This is a genomic window from Streptomyces sp. NPDC048331 (genome assembly GCF_043201215.1).
Lineage (GTDB): Bacteria > Actinomycetota > Actinomycetes > Streptomycetales > Streptomycetaceae > Streptomyces.
On sequence record NZ_JBICYT010000021.1, the window covers coordinates 21,295 to 40,243 of the forward strand.

The 18,949-nt window shown below is 72.0% G+C and carries 15 protein-coding genes; 11 read left to right on the forward strand and 4 right to left on the reverse strand.

Annotation, left to right across the window (positions count from 1 at the left end; translation table 11 throughout):
* Positions 1–12 precede the first annotated feature (12 nt).
* Positions 13–999 (reverse strand): LLM class flavin-dependent oxidoreductase, encoded by a 987-nt coding sequence (locus ACGFYY_RS27010; protein WP_393713180.1) that lies wholly within the window; start codon positions 997–999, stop codon positions 13–15.
* 63 nt (positions 1,000–1,062) lie between these two features.
* The gene (locus ACGFYY_RS27015; RefSeq protein WP_393713182.1) at positions 1,063–2,517 is read right to left on the reverse strand and encodes a purine-cytosine permease family protein; all 1,455 of its coding nucleotides are present in this window, start codon (positions 2,515–2,517) and stop codon (positions 1,063–1,065) included.
* 142 nt (positions 2,518–2,659) lie between these two features.
* On the opposite strand from ACGFYY_RS27015, the gene ftsY reads away from it, so the two are divergent.
* Entirely contained in the window at positions 2,660–3,871 is a 1,212-nt protein-coding gene (gene ftsY, locus ACGFYY_RS27020; RefSeq protein ID WP_365264619.1) for a signal recognition particle-docking protein FtsY, read from the forward strand.
* Positions 3,872–3,951: 80 nt separating this feature from the next.
* Here the strand turns inward: ftsY and ACGFYY_RS27025 are convergent, their stop codons facing one another.
* Positions 3,952–4,620 (reverse strand): bifunctional DNA primase/polymerase, encoded by a 669-nt coding sequence (locus ACGFYY_RS27025; RefSeq protein ID WP_365264621.1) that lies wholly within the window; start codon positions 4,618–4,620, stop codon positions 3,952–3,954.
* 419 nt (positions 4,621–5,039) lie between these two features.
* Here ACGFYY_RS27025 and ACGFYY_RS27030 point away from each other — a divergent pair, with 419 nt between their 5' ends.
* From ACGFYY_RS27030 to ftsH, 6 genes are all read left to right on the forward strand, one after another.
* The gene (locus tag ACGFYY_RS27030) at positions 5,040–6,530 is read left to right on the forward strand and encodes a hypothetical protein (RefSeq protein ID WP_393713185.1); all 1,491 of its coding nucleotides are present in this window, start codon (positions 5,040–5,042) and stop codon (positions 6,528–6,530) included.
* 310 nt (positions 6,531–6,840) lie between these two features.
* Positions 6,841–8,184 (forward strand): ammonium transporter, encoded by a 1,344-nt coding sequence (locus tag ACGFYY_RS27035; protein ID WP_393713187.1) that lies wholly within the window; start codon positions 6,841–6,843, stop codon positions 8,182–8,184.
* Positions 8,181–8,519 (forward strand): P-II family nitrogen regulator, encoded by a 339-nt coding sequence (locus ACGFYY_RS27040; protein ID WP_030009357.1) that lies wholly within the window; start codon positions 8,181–8,183, stop codon positions 8,517–8,519. The genes ACGFYY_RS27035 and ACGFYY_RS27040 overlap by 4 nt, the downstream gene beginning before the upstream one ends.
* 17 nt (positions 8,520–8,536) lie before the next feature.
* The gene (locus tag ACGFYY_RS27045) at positions 8,537–10,963 is read left to right on the forward strand and encodes a [protein-PII] uridylyltransferase (RefSeq protein ID WP_393713190.1); all 2,427 of its coding nucleotides are present in this window, start codon (positions 8,537–8,539) and stop codon (positions 10,961–10,963) included.
* A 168-nt stretch (positions 10,964–11,131) separates the two neighbouring features.
* Positions 11,132–12,703 (forward strand): signal recognition particle protein, encoded by a 1,572-nt coding sequence (ffh, locus tag ACGFYY_RS27050; RefSeq protein WP_033222910.1) that lies wholly within the window; start codon positions 11,132–11,134, stop codon positions 12,701–12,703.
* A gap of 129 nt (positions 12,704–12,832) precedes the next feature.
* Entirely contained in the window at positions 12,833–14,770 is a 1,938-nt protein-coding gene (gene ftsH / locus ACGFYY_RS27055; RefSeq protein WP_393713193.1) for an ATP-dependent zinc metalloprotease FtsH, read from the forward strand.
* Positions 14,771–14,786: 16 nt separating this feature from the next.
* Here the strand turns inward: ftsH and ACGFYY_RS27060 are convergent, their stop codons facing one another.
* Complete coding sequence (locus ACGFYY_RS27060; RefSeq protein WP_393713195.1) at positions 14,787–15,509, reverse strand: SAM-dependent methyltransferase; 723 nt, start codon at positions 15,507–15,509, stop codon at positions 14,787–14,789.
* 131 nt (positions 15,510–15,640) lie between these two features.
* On the opposite strand from ACGFYY_RS27060, the gene proS reads away from it, so the two are divergent.
* The 4 genes from proS to ACGFYY_RS27080 all read left to right on the forward strand — a co-directional run bounded on the left by proS (position 15,641) and on the right by ACGFYY_RS27080 (position 18,872).
* Entirely contained in the window at positions 15,641–17,053 is a 1,413-nt protein-coding gene (gene proS / locus ACGFYY_RS27065) for a proline--tRNA ligase (protein WP_030718486.1), read from the forward strand.
* A 235-nt stretch (positions 17,054–17,288) separates the two neighbouring features.
* Positions 17,289–17,885 carry a hypothetical protein gene (locus ACGFYY_RS27070; RefSeq protein ID WP_030012572.1) on the forward strand — a complete coding sequence of 199 codons (597 nt, stop codon included), beginning with the start codon at positions 17,289–17,291 and terminating at the stop codon, positions 17,883–17,885.
* 304 nt (positions 17,886–18,189) lie between these two features.
* Positions 18,190–18,630: a 30S ribosomal protein S16 gene (gene rpsP, locus ACGFYY_RS27075; RefSeq protein ID WP_030718491.1), complete on the forward strand. Its 441-nt coding sequence runs from the start codon at positions 18,190–18,192 to the stop codon at positions 18,628–18,630.
* A 2-nt stretch (positions 18,631–18,632) separates the two neighbouring features.
* Entirely contained in the window at positions 18,633–18,872 is a 240-nt protein-coding gene (locus tag ACGFYY_RS27080) for an RNA-binding protein (RefSeq protein ID WP_030011889.1), read from the forward strand.
* Positions 18,873–18,949: the final 77 nt, after the last annotated feature.

Genomic DNA, 18,949 nt, shown 5'->3' on the forward strand with positions numbered 1-18,949 from the left:
TACTGCCCCGGCTCAGTCCTTGAGCCGGGGCAGTACCTGTTCGCACAGCAGGTGCAGGCTGCGCCAGCCCTCGTCCAACGGCATCCCCCCGCACAGCGGGTGCAGGACCAGGTTCCCCGCCTCGCCCGCGGCCCGGCCGTACGCGACCGCCTCGTCCGGGGTGAGGATCCGGTACACCCCCTCCGCGCGCAGCTCCGTCACCGAGCGCGCGGCCGACCGTACGGCGCTGCGGATGTCCTTGGACTGCCAGGACGCGTACATGCCCGCCTCGTGCAGGAAGTGCTCGCCGTACTCGGCCCAGACCCGGTCCGGGTCCTCCGCGATGTGCAGGAGCGGGGTCTCGGCCGCCGGCATCATGCAGAAGCCCTCCGTGCCGTACTCCGCCAGCCGCGCGGTGTAGTACGCCTCCAGTTCCGGCAGGTGCGCGCTGGGGAAGAAGGGGAGCCCCAGGCGGGCGGCGCGGCGGGCCGCCGCCTCGGAGCTGCCGCCGACCAGCAGCAGCGGGTGCGGCCGGGTGAACGGTGTCGGGGTGACCCGTACCGTGCGGCCGCGGAACTCGAACGGCTCACCGGTCCACGCCTTCAGCAGCGTCTCCAGCAGCTCGTCCTGGAGCCGGCCGCGCCGACCCCACTCCACGCCGTGCTGCTCGTACTCCTCGGGCCGGTAGCCGATGCCCGCGACCGTCACCAGCCGGCCACCGCTCAGCAGGTCGAGGACGGCGATGTCCTCGGCGACCTTCAGCGGGTCGTACAGCGGGCCGATGATCGCCGAGACGGTGACGGCGATCCGGCGGGTCGCGCCGAAGACCGCGCCCGCGAAGGCGAAGGGGGAGGGCAGCCAGTTGTTGGCGGTGCCGTGGTGCTCCTCGGTCTGGACGGTGTCGATCCCGCGGTCGTCCGCGTACCGGGCCATCTCCAGCGCGGCCCTGTAGCGGGCGGAGAGGGACTGGGGGGTGCCGTCGGGGTCGACGAGATTGAACCGGGCCACGGTGATGGGCATGGAGAAGTCCCCCTTCGCCGGATGTGGGTGGGCGGGCGAAGGGGGACGTTAGCTGACCAGGCGTCAGTTGGACAGGGATCGGGCGGGCTCGCGCTCCCCGGCCGCGACCGGCTCCACCGGCGCCGTGCGCGGCAGGACGGCGTACAGCGCCGCCGAGGTGAGGATGCCCGCCACCCAGCCCAGACCGTTCTCCCCGATCCAGCTGGCGGAGAGCGGTCCGGCGAACCAGTCGACCTCGGTGAACAGCAGGCCCACCACGAGGGCGAGGACCCACGCGGTCATCGCCTGCCAGGCGAAGCCGCCCTTGTACCAGTAGGCGCTGGTCCGCGTGGTGTCGAGCAGCGCGGGGCCGTCGTAGGTCGGTCGGCGCAGCATGTCCACGCCGAAGACGCCGATCCAGGCGGAGAAGGCCACGGCGAGCAGGGTCAGGAAGGAGATGAACGAGCCGAAGAAGCTGGTCGCGACCACCATCAGCAGGAAGCCGAAGACCAGGCTGATGACCGCGTTGACGCTCACCGCGGCGGCGCGCGGGACCTTGATTCCCAGCGTCTGCGCGGTGAAGCCGGCCGAGTACATCGACATCGAGTTGATCAGCAGCATGCCGACGACCGCGATGAGCAGGTACGGGACCGCGATCCAGGTCGGGAGCAGCTCACCGATGAAGGACACCGGGTCCTGGGCCGAGGCCAGGTCCGGGGTGCCGACGGCCATGACCGCACCCATCAACACCATCGGGAGCACGACCACGCCGGCGCCGCCGATCGTCGCGCCGACCATGCCCTTCGAGGAGGCGGTGCGCGGCAGGTAGCGGGTGAAGTCGGGGCCCGAGGGCACCCAGCTGATCCCGCCGGCCGCGATCGTGCCGATGCCCGCGATCATCATCGCGCTGGAGCCGGCCGGCTTGCCGAACACGGCGGACCAGTCGGTGGTGAAGAGCAGGTACCCGAGGACGAGCAGGCTGAAGGCGCCGAAGAGGTACGTGGACCAGGTGGAGCAGGCGCGCAGCGCGTTGATGCCCAGACCGGAGACCACGAAGGTGCAGCCCACGAAGAACAGCAGGGTGACGACGACGAGCGGGGTGCTGCTGCGGACCCCGAACAACAGGTCGAGCACGGTCAGCACGGCGTAGGCGCCGCTGACCGCGTTGATGGTCTCCCAGCCCCAACGGGCCACCCAGATCAGGGCGCCCGGGAAGAGGTTGCCGCGCTGCCCGAACACCGCCCGCGAGAGGGCCATGCCGGGGGCGCCGCCCCGCTTGCCCGCGATGGATATCAGGCCGACGAGCCCGTACGAGACGACCGGCGCGGCGACCGCGACGACGAGCACCTGCCAGATGTTGAGCTTGTTGAAGATCACCAGCCCCGCACCCATGGTCAGCAACAGCACGCTGATGTTGGCGGCGACCCAGGTGGGGACGAGCTCGCGGACCCGGCCGGTGCGCTCACCGTCCGGGACGGGTTCCAGGCCGCGGGTCTCGATCGCGGTGTCGGCTGCGCCGTCGGCGGTGTCGGCAGGCATGCGGGTGCTCCGTCGGGAGGTTATGAGGGGAAGTCGTTCATCATCCTGGATGTCCCGCTAAAAGCACAAACGGAGGCTTACGTCCTGGCCGTACGCCCGGGTTCCCGGCTCCGGCGTGGCCGTGGCCGATACTGGGGGGGTTATGGACATCCTCATCCTTGCTGTAGTCATCGCCCTGGTCGCGGTCGGTGTGATCAGCGGGCTCGTGGTCAGCAGCCGCAAGAAGAAGCAGCTGCCGCCGCCGGCACCGCCGAGCACGCCGACCATCACTGCCCCGCCTGCCGAGCCGCAGGTGGGGGAGGACGCCGTAGAGACGGCGGAAGAGCCGCGCCGCACGATCGAGGAGGTCGGGCTCCCGGAGGCCGAGGCCCCCGCCCCGGCGCCGGTGATCGAGCCGGAGGCCCCGGCCGCGCCCGAGATCGAGGTGCCCGAGCCCACCGCCGGGCGCCTGGTCCGGCTGCGTGCCCGTCTCGCCCGGTCGCAGAACTCCCTCGGCAAGGGGCTGCTCACGCTGCTCTCCCGGGAGCACCTCGACGAGGACACCTGGGAGGAGATCGAGGAGACCCTCCTCGTCGCCGACGTCGGTGTCGTGCCGACCCAGGAGCTCGTCGACCGGCTCCGCGAGCGGGTCAAGGTGCTCGGCACCCGGACCCCGGCGGACCTGCGCGCCCTGCTCAAGGAGGAGCTGCTGACGCTCGTCGGCACCGACCTCGACCGCGTCGTGAAGACGGAGAGCGGCGAGGACACCCCCGGCGTGATCATGGTCGTCGGTGTCAACGGCACCGGTAAGACCACCACCACCGGCAAGCTGGCCCGGGTGCTCGTCGCCGACGGCCGCAGCGTGGTGCTCGGTGCGGCCGACACCTTCCGTGCCGCCGCCGCCGACCAGCTCCAGACCTGGGGCGAACGCGTCGGCGCCCGTACCGTACGCGGCCCCGAGGGCGGCGACCCGGCCTCGATCGCCTACGACGCGGTCAAGGAGGGCATCGTCGAGGGTGCCGACGTGGTGCTCATCGACACCGCCGGGCGCCTGCACACCAAGACCGGCCTGATGGACGAGCTCGGCAAGGTCAAGCGGGTCGTGGAGAAGCACGGCCCGCTGGACGAGATCCTGCTGGTCCTGGACGCCACCACCGGGCAGAACGGCCTGACCCAGGCCCGCGTCTTCGCCGAGGTCGTGGACATCACCGGCATCGTGCTGACCAAGCTCGACGGCACCGCCAAGGGCGGCATCGTCGTCGCCGTCCAGCGCGAACTGGGCGTCCCGGTCAAGCTCATCGGCCTCGGTGAGGGTCCGGACGACCTGGCGCCCTTCGTGCCGGAGGCGTTCGTGGACGCCCTGATCGGCGACTGAGAACGGCCCTCACGGACACCCGTGCCCCCGCGTTCCGGCCGGAACGCGGGGGCATCGTCGTGTGCGCCTCCGGTACGCGGCTACCGGCGCAGGCGGTGGCAGATGTAGGCGAGGGTCCCCAGCAGCAGCCTGGCCTGCGGCGGCCCGCCGGCGGAGTCGAGCGCGGGCGGCCGTAGCCAGCCGACCTGGCCGAAGCCGGCGCGGTCGGAGGGCGGGGCGGTCACGAAGGCGCCGTGGCCCAGGGCGCGCAGGTCGAGATCGGCGTCGTCCCAGCCCATCCGGTACAGCAGCTGCGGCAGTTCGGCCGCCGCCCCCGGGGCCACGAAGAACTGCGCCCGGCCGTCGGCCGTGACGATGACCGGGCCGAGCGGCAGGCCCATCCGCTCCAGCCGCACCAGCGCGCGCCGCCCTGCCTCCTCGGAGACCTCGATGACGTCGAAGAAGCGGCCCACGGGCAGCAGCACGGCGGCGCCCGGGTACTCGCTCCAGGCCGCGGTGACCTCGTCCAGGGTGGCTCCGGCCGGGACCGTCGGGGCGAACGCCAGCGGATGCGCCCCGGGTTCGGGGCACGAGGTGTCCCCGCAGGAGCAGTCACGGGCGGGTGCCGCGGCGCGGGCGCCGGGGACCACGTCCCAGCCCCACAGTCCGGTGCACTCCGCCACCGCCGTGCACTCCGAGGTCCGGCCGCGGCGCCGGGTGACGGAGCGGAACTCCTTGGTGCTGCGGCTGCCGCCGATCGTGAAGCCCATGCCCATGCCCCCTCCAACGGGTCGGACGTGCCGGTGGTTACGAAGCCGGTGCGACGAGCTCGGCGGGACCTCTGCCGGCAGCCCCGCCGCGGGGTGTCCTCCGACGCCGCCCGGCGCACTCCTCGCCGCGCGCGCCCCGAACGCACTCCAGTCCAACCGATCCGTTTTCACCTCGTGTCAAGTGAATCGCGCCTGGCCGTTGGCTAGTTCATTCGAAGGGGTGGCGAATGGTGGCGTTTCTGGAAACGGCCTCGCCGCAGGGGTGATCGTAGGATTACTTTCGGTACACGAAACCGAAGGTGACCCATCCGTGGGTATGCCGGAGGCAATATGTGAAGGACCTGTGAAGGTCCCTGGCGGCGCACGGCGTCCCGGCCAAGGTTTCGTGTGGAAGATGCTGAGCGGATGGGGGCGTTCCAGTGAGCGGCAACGGCGCAAGCGGAACGATCGAGGATGCTGCTGCGCGCAACGACCAGCTGACCTCGTGGTTCGTCCGCAGCGGCTGGTCGAAAGGTGAACTCGCCCGGCAGGTCAACCGCCGGGCGCGCCAGATGGGTGCCCACCACATCAGCACGGACACCTCCCGGGTGCGCCGCTGGCTCGACGGTGAACAGCCCCGCGAGCCCGTCCCGCGCATCCTGTCCGAACTGTTCTCCGAGCGCTTCGGCTCCGTCGTCGCCATCGAGCAGCTCGGCCTGCGCACCGCCCACCAGACCCCGTCCGTCTCCGGGGTCGACCTGCCCTGGGCGGGCCCGCAGACCGTCGAACTCCTCGGCGAGTTCTCCCGCAGCGACCTGATGCTGGCGCGCCGCGGCTTCCTCGGGCCCTCGCTCGCCCTCTCCGCCGGCCCCGCCCTCATCGAGCCCATGCAGCGCTGGCTCGTCCCGGCCCCGGCCGCCGACCCGGGACCGCGCGGGGCGGGGCCGACGGGGGCCCTCGGCGGCCACCGCCCGCCCCGGCTCTCCGAACCGGAGCTCGACCTCCTCGACGCCACCACCGTCATGTTCCGCCAGTGGGACGCCCAGTGCGGCGGCGGACTGCGCCGCAAGGCCGTCGTGGGCCAGCTCCACGAGGTCACCGACCTGCTCCAGGAGAACCACCCGGCCCCGGTCATGAAGCGGCTCTTCAAGGTCGCCGCCGAACTGGCCGAACTGGCCGGCTGGATGAGCTACGACATCGGTCTGCACCCCACCGCGCAGAAGTACTTCGTGCTCGCGCTGCACGCCGCCAAGGAGGCCGGCGACAAGCCCCTCGGCTCGTACATCCTCTCCGGCATGAGCCGCCAGATGATCCACCTGGGGCGTCCCGAGGACGCGCTGGAACTGGTCCACCTCGCGCAGTACGGCAGCCGCGACTGCGCCGGCCCGCGCACCCAGGCCATGCTGTATGCGATGGAGGCCCGCGCCTACGCCAACATGGGCCAGCCCAGCCGCTGCAAGCGGGCCGTGCGGATGGCCGAGGACACCTTCTCCGACGTCGGTTTCGCGGGCGAGCCCGAACCGGACTGGATCCGCTTCTTCTCCGAGGCCGAGCTGAACGGCGAGAACTCCCACTCGTACCGGGACCTGGCCTACGTGGCCGGCCGCAGCCCCATGTACGCCTCCCTCGCCGAGCCCGTCATGGAGCGGGCCGTCGAGCTCTTCGAGAAGGACGAGGAGCACCAGCGTTCCTACGCCCTCAACCTCATCGGCATGGCCACCGTCCACCTGCTCCAGCGCGAGCCCGAGCAGGCCGCGGCCCTCGTGGACCGGGCCCTCGACGTGGCGGGAAAGGTGCGGTCCGAACGGGTGAACACCCGCCTGCGCAAGACCGTGGACACCGCCGCCCGTGCGTACGGCGACGTCGCCGAGGTGGTCCGACTCACCGACCACCTCGCCTCCCGGCTCCCCGAAGCCGCGGAGGCCGTCTGACGGCCCACGCGGCCGCCCCCAAGGCCCCGGCCGCGGCAGTCACCCCGTGAAGCCCGATCAGGCTCCCCCAGCCAGGACATCCGGGTCACTGCCGCGGCCGGCTCTCGTGATCCACCTGTTCATTGACGCGTAACACGCCCGCCCTCTTCGTCACGGGCGCGAAACACCGAGCGGCGCCGCCGGAAACCGGCCTGCGCGAATCTCAGGGTCATTAACCGGCCGGCCTCCCCGACCAGGCCGGACCCCTTTTACGCCGCTCAGGTTTTCACGATCGCCCGCACGCGAACGTACCGACGACGAGGAGACGCCGATGGCATCAGCCATCACGACCCTCGCGGCAGACGCCCCGACGCTGTCTGCCGCGAACACCGGGTTCATGCTCATCTGCTCCGCCCTGGTCATGCTGATGACCCCGGGACTCGCCTTCTTCTACGGGGGCATGGTCCGCGTCAAGAGCAGCCTCAACATGCTGATGATGAGCTTCATCAGCCTCGGGATCGTCACGATCCTGTGGGTCCTCTACGGCTTCAGCCTCGCCTTCGGCACCGACTCCGGCTCCCTCATCGGCTGGAACTCCGACTACGTCGGCCTCAGCGGCATCGGGATCACCGAGCTGTGGGACGGCTACACCATCCCGGTCTACGTCTTCGCCGTCTTCCAGCTCATGTTCGCCGTGATCACCCCGGCCCTGATCAGCGGTGCGCTGGCCGACCGCGTGAAGTTCGGCGCCTGGATCCTGTTCACCGCCCTGTGGGTCACCGTCGTCTACTTCCCCGTCGCCCACTGGGTCTGGGGCGCCGGCGGCTGGCTCTTCGAGCTCGGCGTCATCGACTTCGCGGGCGGTACCGCCGTCCACATCAACGCCGGCGCCGCCGCCCTCGGCGTGATCCTCGTCATCGGCAAGCGCGTCGGCTTCAAGAAGGACCCGATGCGCCCGCACAGCCTCCCGCTCGTGATGCTCGGCGCCGGTCTCCTGTGGTTCGGCTGGTTCGGCTTCAACGCGGGCTCCTGGCTCGGCAACGACGACGGCGTCGGCGCGGTCATGTTCGTCAACACCCAGGTCGCCACCGCCGCCGCCATGCTCGCCTGGCTCGGTTACGAGAAGCTGCGCCACGGCTCCTTCACCACGCTGGGCGCCGCCTCCGGCGCGGTCGCCGGCCTGGTCGCCATCACCCCCGCGGGCGGTGCGGTCAGCCCGCTCGGCGCGATCGCCGTCGGCGCCATCGCCGGTCTGCTCTGCGCCATGGCCGTCGGCCTGAAGTACAAGTTCGGCTACGACGACTCCCTCGACGTGATCGGCGTCCACCTCGTCGGAGGCGTCGTCGGCTCCCTGCTCGTCGGCCTCTTCGCCACCGGCGGGGTCCAGTCCGACGTGGCAGGCCTCTTCTACGGCGGCGGTCTGGAACAGCTCGGCAAGCAGGCCATCGGCGTCTTCGCCGTCCTCGCCTACTCTCTGGTGGCATCGGCGCTGCTCGCCTTCCTCCTCGACAAGACGATCGGGATGCGGGTGTCCGAGGACGACGAGGTCGCCGGCATCGACCAGGTCGAGCACGCCGAGACGGCCTACGACTTCAGCGGAGCCGGCGGCGGAGCCGCCTCGCGGAGCACCGCTGCCCCCGCCCCCTCCGCCGCGAGCAAGAAGGTTGACGCATGAAGCTGATCACCGCGATCGTCAAGCCGCACAAGCTGGACGAGATCAAGGAAGCCCTCCAGGCCTTCGGAGTGCAGGGACTCACGGTCACCGAGGCCAGCGGCTACGGCCGCCAGCGCGGCCACACCGAGGTCTACCGCGGTGCCGAGTACCAGGTCGACCTCGTCCCCAAGATCCGCATCGAGGTACTGGTCGACGACTCCGACGCCGAGGAACTGATCCGGGTGATCGTCAGCGCGGCGGCCACCGGCAAGATCGGTGACGGCAAGGTGTGGAGCGTCCCCGTGGACTCGGTCGTACGGGTCCGCACCGGCGAGCGCGGCGCTGACGCGCTCTAGCTGACAGGAGCCCCTGGGTGACGAGCGTCGAAGAGAACACGGACCACACGGCCGACTCGGGACCCAGCGGATACGCCGCGGCCCGGCTGCGACTCCTCCAGGAGGAGTCGCGGTCCGGGCCTTCGCGCCGTTCCGCCCTGGCCGGGCTGACCGACCAATGGCTGAACACCCTGTTCACGACCGCCGTACGGGAGACGGGCGTCCGCGGTGCCACGCTGGTGGCCGTCGGCGGGTACGGGCGCGCCGAACTCTCCCCACGCAGCGACCTCGACCTGGTGCTGCTGCACGACGGCAAGGCCGAGCCGCGCGCGCTGAGCGCGCTCGCCGACCGCCTCTGGTACCCCGTATGGGACCTCGGCCTCGCCCTGGACCACTCGGTCCGGACCCCCGCCGAGGCCCGCCGCACCGCCGCCGAGGACCTCAAGGTGCACCTCGGCCTGCTGGACGCCCGCACCGTCGCCGGTGACGCCGGACTCCTCGCCGGCCTGCGCACCTCCGTACTGGCCGACTGGCGCAACCAGGCGGCCGGACGGCTTCCGGAACTGCACGCCCTGTGCCGTGAGCGGGCCGAGCGGGCCGGGGAACTGCGCTTCCTGCTCGAACCCGACCTCAAGGAGGCCCGCGGGGGCCTGCGCGACGCCACCGCGCTGCGAGCGGTCGCCGCGTCCTGGCTGGCCGACGCACCGCGCGAGGGCCTCGCCGAGGCCCGGCGGCGGCTCCTCGACACCCGGGACGCCCTGCACCTGGTCACCGGCCGGGCCACCGACCGGCTCTCGCTCCAGGAACAGGACCAGGTCGCGGCGCGGCTCGGGCTGCTCGACGCGGACGCGCTGCTGCGCGAGGTGTACGAGGCCGCGCGCGTCGTCGCGTACGCCGGCGACGTGACCTGGCGGGAGGTCGGCCGCGTCCTGCGGGCCCGCTCCGCCCGGCCCCGGCTCCGCGGACTGCTGGGCGGCCGCGGCGACCGGGTGCCCCCGCGGGCGCCCCTGGCCGAAGGCGTGGTCGAGTCCGACGGCGAGGCCGTACTGGCCCTGGCCGCACGCCCCGACCGCGATCCCGTCCTCGCCCTGCGGTTCGGCGCGGCCGCCGCGCAGGCGGGTCTGCCCGTCTCCCTGCACGCCGTACGCAGGCTCGCGGCGCAGGGCAAACCGCTCCCCGTGCCCTGGCCGGCCGAGGCCCGCGAACAGCTGCTCACCCTGCTGGGGGCGGGGGAGCCGACGGTGGCCGTGTGGGAGGCCCTGGAGGCCGAGGGCCTGATCACCCGGCTGCTCCCGGACTGGGAGCGGGTGCGCTGCCGCCCCCAGCGCAACCCCGTGCACACCTGGACCGTGGACCGGCACCTGATCGAGACGGCGGTACGGGCCTCCGCCCTCACCCGCCGGGTCGGCCGCCCCGACCTGCTGCTGATGGCCGCCCTCCTGCACGACATCGGCAAGGGCTGGCCGGGCGACCACTCGGTGGCCGGGGAGACCATCGCCCGCGACGTCGCCGCCCGCGTCGGCTTCGACCCGCACGACGTCGCCGTCCTCGGGGCGCTCGTACGGCACCACCTGCTGCTGATCGACACCGCCACCCGGCGCGACCTGGACGACCCGGCCACGGTGAGCGCGGTCGCCGAGGCCGTGGGCTCGGTGGGCACGCTGGAGATCCTCCACGCCCTGACCGAGGCGGACGCCCTGGCCACCGGGCCCGCCGCGTGGAGCGCCTGGCGCGGATCGCTCGTGGCGGACCTCGTCGCGCGGGTCGCCGCCGTACTGCGCGGCACGGCCCCGGCGGCCGGGGAACCGGAGATCCCGACCACCGAACAGGAACGCCTGGCGGTGGAGGCCCTGCGCACCGGCGAACCGGTCCTGGCGCTCCAGGCCCGCCAGGAGGAGGACGCGGTCGGCGTGGACCTCGTCGTCGCCGTCCCCGACCAGCCGGGGGTCCTGCCGGCGGTGGCCGGCGTGCTGGCCCTGCACCGGCTCACCGTCCGGGCGGCCGACCTGCGCTCGACGGAGCTCCCGGACCGGCTGGGCGAGGTGCTGGTACTGAGCTGGCGGGTGGCCGCGGAGTACGGCGCGCTGCCGCAGGCCGCCCGGCTCCGTACCGACCTGGTCCGCGCCCTGGACGGCTCGCTGGACGTCCCGGCGAAGCTGGCCGACCGCGAGGCGGCCTACCCGCGCCGGCGCGGGGTGGTCCCGCCGCCGCCCCGGGTCACGGTGGTCCCGGACGTCTCCGCCCTGGCCACGGTCCTGGAGGTGCGCGCGCCGGACGCCGTGGGCCTGCTGCACCGGATCGGCCGGGCGCTGGAGTCCCGGGGCGTCCGGGTCCGTAGCGCGCACGTCTCCACCCTGGGCGCGAACGCGGTGGACACGCTGTACGTGACCACCCCCGAGGGCAAGCCCCTGGACCCCGCCGACGCGACCGCCTTGGCCACGGCGGTGGCGGCCGCCCTGTCGTAGGGAGCGCCCGGTACGGGCCCGGCCCGCCGCCCGGCCCGTACCGGGCCGGCGGCGGGCCGCGCCGGCGGCGGCCGGAGCACCGATGCCGGGCAGGTCCCCGGACGGGGGAAGGGGCGGATACCCTGGGGGACGACCACAACGCCCCCGACCCGAGGAATCGCGACCACCGTGTTCGATACGCTCTCCGACCGCTTGGCGAATACCTTCAAGGGCCTGCGCGGCAAAGGCCGGCTGTCCGAGGCTGACATCGACTCCGCGGCCCGGGAAATCCGTATCGCGCTCCTCGAGGCCGACGTCGCCCTCCCGGTCGTCCGCTCCTTCATCGCGAACGTCAAGGAACGCGCGCGCGGTGAAGAGGTCAGCAAGGCCCTGAACCCGGGCCAGCAGGTCCTGAAGATCGTCAACGACGAGCTCGTCACGATCCTCGGCGGCGAGACCCGGCGGCTGCGGTTCGCCAAGACCGCCCCCACCGTGATCATGCTGGCCGGTCTCCAGGGTGCCGGTAAGACCACCCTCGCCGGAAAGCTCGGCCTCTGGCTGAAGGGGCAGGGCCACGCCCCGCTGTTGGTCGCGTGCGACCTCCAGCGCCCCAACGCCGTCAACCAGCTGAGCGTCGTCGCCGAGCGCGCCGGCGTGGCCGTGTACGCGCCCCAGCCCGGCAACGGCGTCGGCGACCCGGTCCAGGTCGCGAAGGACTCCGTCGAGTACGCGCGGACCAAGCAGTTCGACATCGTCATCGTCGACACCGCCGGCCGCCTCGGCATCGACTCCGAGCTGATGCAGCAGGCCGCGGACATCCGCGACGCCGTCAGCCCCGACGAGATCCTCTTCGTCGTCGACGCCATGATCGGCCAGGACGCGGTCAACACCGCGGAGGCCTTCCGCGACGGCGTCGGCTTCGACGGCGTCGTGCTCTCCAAGCTCGACGGTGACGCCCGAGGCGGTGCCGCGCTCTCCATCGCGCACGTCACCGGCAAGCAGATCATGTTCGCCTCGAACGGCGAGAAGCTCGACGAGTTCGACGCGTTCCACCCCGACCGCATGGCGGGCCGGATCCTCGACATGGGTGACATGCTCACCCTCATCGAGCAGGCCGAGAAGACCTTCTCGCAGGCCGAGGCCGAGAAGATGGCGGCCAAGCTCGCCAAGGGCCCCAAGGAGTTCACGCTCGACGACTTCCTGGCCCAGATGGAGCAGGTCCGCAAGATGGGCTCCATCTCCAAGCTGCTCGGCATGCTGCCCGGCATGGGGCAGATCAAGGACCAGATCAACAACATCGACGAGCGTGACGTCGACCGGATGGCCGCGATCATCAAGTCGATGACCCCGGGCGAGCGCCAGGACCCGACGATCATCAACGGCTCGCGCCGGGCCCGTATCGCCAAGGGCTCCGGTGCCGAGGTCAGCGCGGTCAAGTCGCTGGTCGAGCGGTTCTTCGACGCCCGCAAGATGATGTCCCGCATGGCCCAGGGCGGCGGCATGCCGGGCATGCCCGGAATCCCCGGGATGGGCGGCGGCCCCGGCCGGCAGAAGAAGCAGGTCAAGCAGGCCAAGGGCAAGCGCAAGAGCGGCAACCCGATGAAGCGCAAGGAAGAGGAGGCCGCGGCCGCGGCCCGCCGTGAGCAGGGCCCGCAGGCGATCGAGCCCGCGGCCGGCGGCAACCCCTTCGGCCTTCCGGCGGGTGGCCAGAACGGCGGGGACTTCGATCTGCCGGACGAGTTCAAGAAGTTCATGAAGTAGCACCCGCGCAGGTGGGTGAGGAGGGCCCCGGCCGTGTTCGCACGGTCGGGGCCCTGCTGTTTCCCGCTGGGGCGAGCGTCCGATTCATCCCTTATGGTCGGCCGGGAGGATGGCAGAAGGAGGCGCCCCGTGCCCAGCCCCACCCCCGTACCTCCCCGCGACAGGGCCGACACGCCGTGGCGCTCGGAAGGCGCACCGCCCGCCGCTCCGCCGAAGCGGCGGATGCCCGGCGGCTGGCGGGGGCTGATCCTCACCGCGCTGATCGTCTACCTGCTGGCCAACCTGGTGCTCTCCTTCTTCAACGAGGGGGACGGGCCGACGATCTCGTACACCGAGTTCAGCAAGCAGGTCGCCGCCGGCAACGTCGCGAAGATCTACTCCAAGGGCGACGCCATCCAGGGCGAGCTCAAGACGAAACAACCGCTGCCCGACGGCGACAAGGGCGACTACACCCAATTCGTCACCCAGCGCCCGGCCTTCGCCGACGACGCGCTGTGGGCCGACCTCACCAAGCAGAACGTCACCGTCACCGCCTCCCCGGTCGTCGTGCAGCGCAGCTTCCTCGCCAACCTGCTCCTCTCCCTCGCCCCGATGCTGCTGCTGGTCCTCCTGTGGGTGGTCATCGCCCGCCGGATGGGATCCGGGGCGGGCGGCATGGGCGCGCTGGGTCGCAAGGCCCCGCCCAGGCCGGTGGAGCTGGAGACGGGCGCCCGCCGCACCACCTTCGAGGACGTGGCCGGGATCGACGAGGTCGAGGGGGAGCTCAACGACGTCGTCGACTTCCTCAAGAACCCGCAGGAGTACCGGAGGATGGGTGCCCGGATGCCCGGCGGAGTCCTGCTCTCCGGCCCGCCCGGCACCGGCAAGACCCTGCTGGCGCGGGCGGTCGCGGGCGAGGCCGGGGTCCCCTTCTTCTCCGCCTCCGCCTCCGAGTTCATCGAGATGATCGTCGGGGTCGGCGCCTCCCGGGTGCGCGAACTGTTCACCGAGGCGCGCAAGGTGGCCCCCGCCATCATCTTCATCGACGAGATCGACACCATCGGACGGGCCCGCGGCGGCGGCAACGCCATGGGCGGCCATGACGAACGCGAACAGACCCTCAACCAGATCCTCACCGAGATGGACGGCTTCTCCGGCTCGGAGGGCGTGATCGTCCTCGCGGCCACCAACCGCGCGGACGTGCTGGACCCGGCGCTCACCCGCCCCGGCCGGTTCGACCGCATGGTGGTCGTCTCCCCGCCCGACCGGGTCGGCCGCGAGGCCATCCTGCGCATCCACACCCGCGACATCCCGCTCGCCGAGGGCGTCGACCTGGGACACGTGGCCCGCACCACCCCCGGCATGACCGGAGCCGACCTGGCCAACCTGGCGAACGAGGCCGCGCTGCTGGCCGTCAAACGCCGACAGACGCAGGTCACCCGGGCGGACCTGTCCGACGCCCTGGAGAAGGTCCAACTGGGCGCCGAGCGCCCCCTGGTCATGCCGGAGGAGGAGCGCCGTCGTACCGCCTACCACGAGAGCGGCCACGCCCTGCTGGGCATGCTCCAGCCGGGCGCCGACCCGGTCCGCAAGATCACGATCGTGCCGCGCGGGCGCGCGCTGGGCGTCACCCTCTCGACCCCGGACGCGGACCGGTACGCGTACACCGAGCCGTACCTCCGCGGCCGCATCATCGGCGCGCTCGGCGGCATGGCGGCCGAGCACGTGGTCTACGAGGTGATCACCACCGGCGCCGAGAACGACCTGGAGCAGGTGACCAACATCGTCCGCGGCATGGTCGGCCGCTGGGGCATGAGCGAACGGATCGGCCGCCTGACCGCGATCCCCTCCGACGGACAGGGCCCCTACGGACTCTCCGCCGCCCCCGCCACCCTCGACGCGGTCGACCACGAGATGCGGCGCATCGTCGACGAGTGCTACGTGGAGGCGTGCCGTCTGCTGCGCGATCACCGGCCGCAGCTGGACGCCCTGGCGGAGGCGCTCCTCGCCGCGGAGACCCTGGACGAACCGGCCGCCTACGCCGCCGCCGGCATCGCGCGGCTGACGAAGGGGCACGGCACCGACTGAGGACCGGCGGCGGCCGTCAGGCCGCCCGGGCGATCACGTACCGGAAGATGTTCGGCAGCCACACGGCGCCGTCCGGTCGCTCGAACGGGTGAAGCGCCTCGGCCAGCTCCTTCTCCGCCGACGCCGAATCGACCGGCTCGAAGGACGCGGGGCCGTCCGTTCCGGTGGGGCCGGTGTCCGCACCGGGGTAGAGCCCGGTCGACAGCAGCCCGCGTACCGCGCTGTCCACATCCGCGTACCCGAACGGGCAGAACACCCGTCCCGAACCGTCCGGCCGAAGCCCCGCCCGCTCCACCAGCGCGTCCAGGTCCTGCGGAGCGGGTCCGCCGCCGAGGACCGAGGGCACCGTGCAGCGCTCCGCGGGGCCCCAGTCGGCCAGCACCACCGCCCCGCCGCGGCGGACCGCGGGCAGGGCCGCCGCCAGCGCCGCGGGGGACGGGGAGAAGGCGAGCAGGGCGTCGTAGGGACGCGGCGGCTCCGGTGGCGCCGCCAGGACCTCCAGCAGCCGTTCACGGGCCAGGGCCCGCCGGGCCGGATCCGCCTCCACGCCCGTGGCCACGGCTCCCCGCCCGGCCGCCAGCAGCAGGGGCAGGCCGGCCCCGCAGTCCAGGCCGAGCAGGCGGTCGCCCGGCCCGACCTCCAGCCTGTCGAAGACCGCCTCGTACAGCGGTACGAGCATCCGTTCCTGGATCTCCGCCCAGTCCCGGGCGGCGAGTGTCGCCGTCGGCGTCGGTGTCATCGAAAGAGCGCTCCTGATTCCGTCTCGCCCCCTTGCCCCCGTTGCCAGAGAACTCCCCATTCGCTCCCGCGTCCAGAGGAGCGCGGCACCCGATTCACGCATCGTGTGCCGCGCGCCGTACGATTCGCGGCATGGCAAAGGCACCCGTTCTCACCCCGCAGGCGGAGGATTTCCCCCGCTGGTACCAGGATCTGATCAACAAGGCCGAGCTGGCCGACAACGGTCCGGTCCGAGGCACCATGGTCATCCGACCGTACGGCTACGGCCTGTGGGAGCGGATGCAGCAGGAGATGGACGCGCGCATCAAGGACGCGGGCGCCCAGAACGCGTACTTCCCGCTGTTCATCCCGCAGTCGTACCTGACGAAGGAAGCCGAGCACGTCGAGGGCTTCGCCCCCGAGCTCGCGGTCGTCACGCACGGCGGCGGCAAGGAGCTGGAAGAGCCGGTCGTCGTCCGGCCCACCTCCGAGACGATCATCAACGACTACTTCTCCAAGTGGGTCCAGAGCTACCGCGACCTGCCCCTGCTCATCAACCAGTGGGCCAACGTGGTCCGCTGGGAGATGCGCCCGCGCGTGTTCCTCCGTACGAGCGAGTTCCTCTGGCAGGAGGGCCACACCGCCCACGCCACCTACGAGGACGCCCGCGACTACGCCGCCCGCATCCACACGGACGTCTACGGCGACTTCATGACGAACGTGCTCGGCATCGACGTCGTGCTCGGCCGCAAGACCGCCAAGGAGCGCTTCGCCGGCGCCATCAACACCCTCACCCTCGAGGGCATGATGGGCGACGGCAAGGCCCTGCAGCTGGGTACGAGCCACGAGCTCGGCACCAACTTCGCCAAGGCCTTCAACACCCAGTACCTGTCGAAGGAAGGCAAGCAGGAGCTTGTCTGGCAGACCTCGTGGGGCGTCTCGACCCGCATGGTCGGCGGCCTGATCATGTCCCACGGCGACGACAACGGCCTGCGGGTCCCGCCGCGTCTCGCACACGTCCAGGTCGTCGTCATGGCGATCAAGGGCGACGAGGCCGTGGCCAAGGTCCGCGAGCTGGGTGCCCAGCTGAAGGCCGCGGGCCTGCGGGTGCAGGTCGACGACCGCGTCGACACCCCCTTCGGTCGCCGTGCCGTGGACTGGGAGCTCAAGGGCGTACCGGTCCGCATCGAGATCGGCCCCCGCGACCTGGAGGCCGGCACCGCGATGCTGGCCCGCCGGATCCCGGGCGGCAAGACCCCCGTGCAGATCGACGCCCTCGCCGACCTGCTGCCCAAGGTGCTGGACGAGGACCAGGCGCAGCTGCTGCGCGAGTCCCGCGAGCGCCGGCTGGCCCGTACCTCCGACGTCGCGACCATCGGGGAGGCCGCCGAGGCCGCCGTCGCCGGTGGCTGGGCGCGGATCCCGTGGGCGGACCTCGGCCCCGAGGGCGAGGCGAAGCTGGCCGAGCAGGCGGTCTCCGTGCGCTGCCTGATCGCCGAGGACGGGTCGGTCCCGGAGGCGGACGACGCCCCCGGTACGCTCGCGATCGTCGCGCGTTCGTACTGATCGGGCCGACCGGCTCGTGTGCCCCGGCGTGCGGCTCGTGCCGCGCGCCGGGGTCGGTTCATGTCGGCCGACCGGGGCCATCCGGACGGTTTGGTCGACGTTACGTACCGACTCCTCCTGAGATCGGCGCACCCGTCCTCGTCAGGACGCATGAGTGTGAACTGACTGGTACGTGCAAAAAATTTGGAATGGCCCGGAATCGGAACACCCGGGCACCTCGGCTCGTTGTCACGACGTGAGCACGACACCACCTGTTCTCGCCGCAGAGCTGGCGCAGGCGTGGGCCGATATTCAGCGGTACCACCCCGAGCTGCCTGACCTTGCCGCGCCCGAGTCCCTGATCGGAGAGTCCTCGTCCGCCTGCGGCGCCGAACTCTCCTTCGAGCGACTGCTGCACGAGGCAGTCCACGGCATCGCCGCCGCCCGCGGTGTCCGTGACACCTCGCGCGCCGGCCGCTACCACAACCGCAGATTCCTCGCGATCGCCGAGGAGATGGGGCTGGACCACTCCGAGGAGCCACACGCGAGCAGCGGCTTCTCCTTGGTCACGCTCAACCCGGAGGCGAAGCGGCGCTACCGGCCCACCATCGAGCGGCTCCAGCGCGCGCTGAAGGCGCACACGGCCGCGACCGCGGCCGACACCAAGCGCAGCTTCCGCGGCCCGGCCGCCCGGCACGGCTCCTCCGGCGGCGGCGTGCGCGTCAAGGCGGTCTGCGACTGCGGGCGCAACGTACGGGTCGTCCCCTCCGTGCTGGCCCAGGCGCCGATCGTGTGCGGCGGCTGCATGAAGCCCTTCCGGATCCCCGACGTGGCCATCGCGGCGGCCTCCTGACCGCCGTCCCCGTCGCCGCCGGGGCCACCCGCCCCACGGCGAACCGGGCGCCGGGCCATCACCCCCACCGGGGCGGCCGCCGCGGCGCACTTCCGGGCCCCTACCGCCGTACCCCCGGCGGGCACCGGTCCTGCCCTCCCGGCTGAGCGCGCCGCAGGCGTATGGCACAATGGCTAGCTGTACTCGACAGTCGCATAGGACCCCTCTCTCCTCCGGCTGACGCGTCCATCGGGCACCCGAGTACCGCAACCCCACGTGGCATCTCATGTGCCCAACCACGTCAAGTTCAGGAGACACCACTCCAGTGGCAGTCAAGATCAAGCTCAAGCGCCTCGGCAAGATTCGCCAGCCGCACTACCGCATCGTCGTCGCCGACGCCCGCACCCGCCGGGACGGTCGCGCGATCGAAGAGATCGGTATCTACCACCCGACCTACAACCCGTCGCGCATCGAGGTCAACGCCGAGCGTGCGCAGTACTGGCTGTCCGTCGGCGCCCAGCCCACCGAGGCTGTGCTCGCCATCCTGAAGCTGACCGGTGACTGGCAGGCCCACAAGGGTCTCCCCGCCCCCGCGCCGCTCCTGCAGCCGGCCACGAAGGAGAGCAAGCGTCGCTCCTTCGACGAGTTCGCCAAGGCCCTCGAGGGCATCGGCGAGGGCAAGGGCGAGGCCATCACGCAGAAGGCGAAGAAGGCCGACAAGAAGGCGGACGAGGCTGAGGCCACCGCCGAGTCGACCGAGGCCTGAGCATGCTCGAGGAGGCTCTTGAGCACCTCGTGAAGGGCATTGTGGACAACCCCGACGAAGTGCAGGTCGCCTCGCGCAACCTGCGCCGCGGGCAGGTGCTCGAGGTCCGGGTTCACCCCGATGACCTCGGCAAGGTGATCGGCCGTAACGGCCGCACCGCACGTGCCCTGCGTACCGTCGTGGGCGCCATCGGCGGCCGGGGGATCCGCGTCGACCTCGTCGACGTGGACCAGGTCCGCTGAGCAGTTGATTCACCGGCACGGGCCGGGGAGGGCGTTGGTTGCCCGCCCCGGCCCGTGTCGTTTCTGCCCCCGGGCGG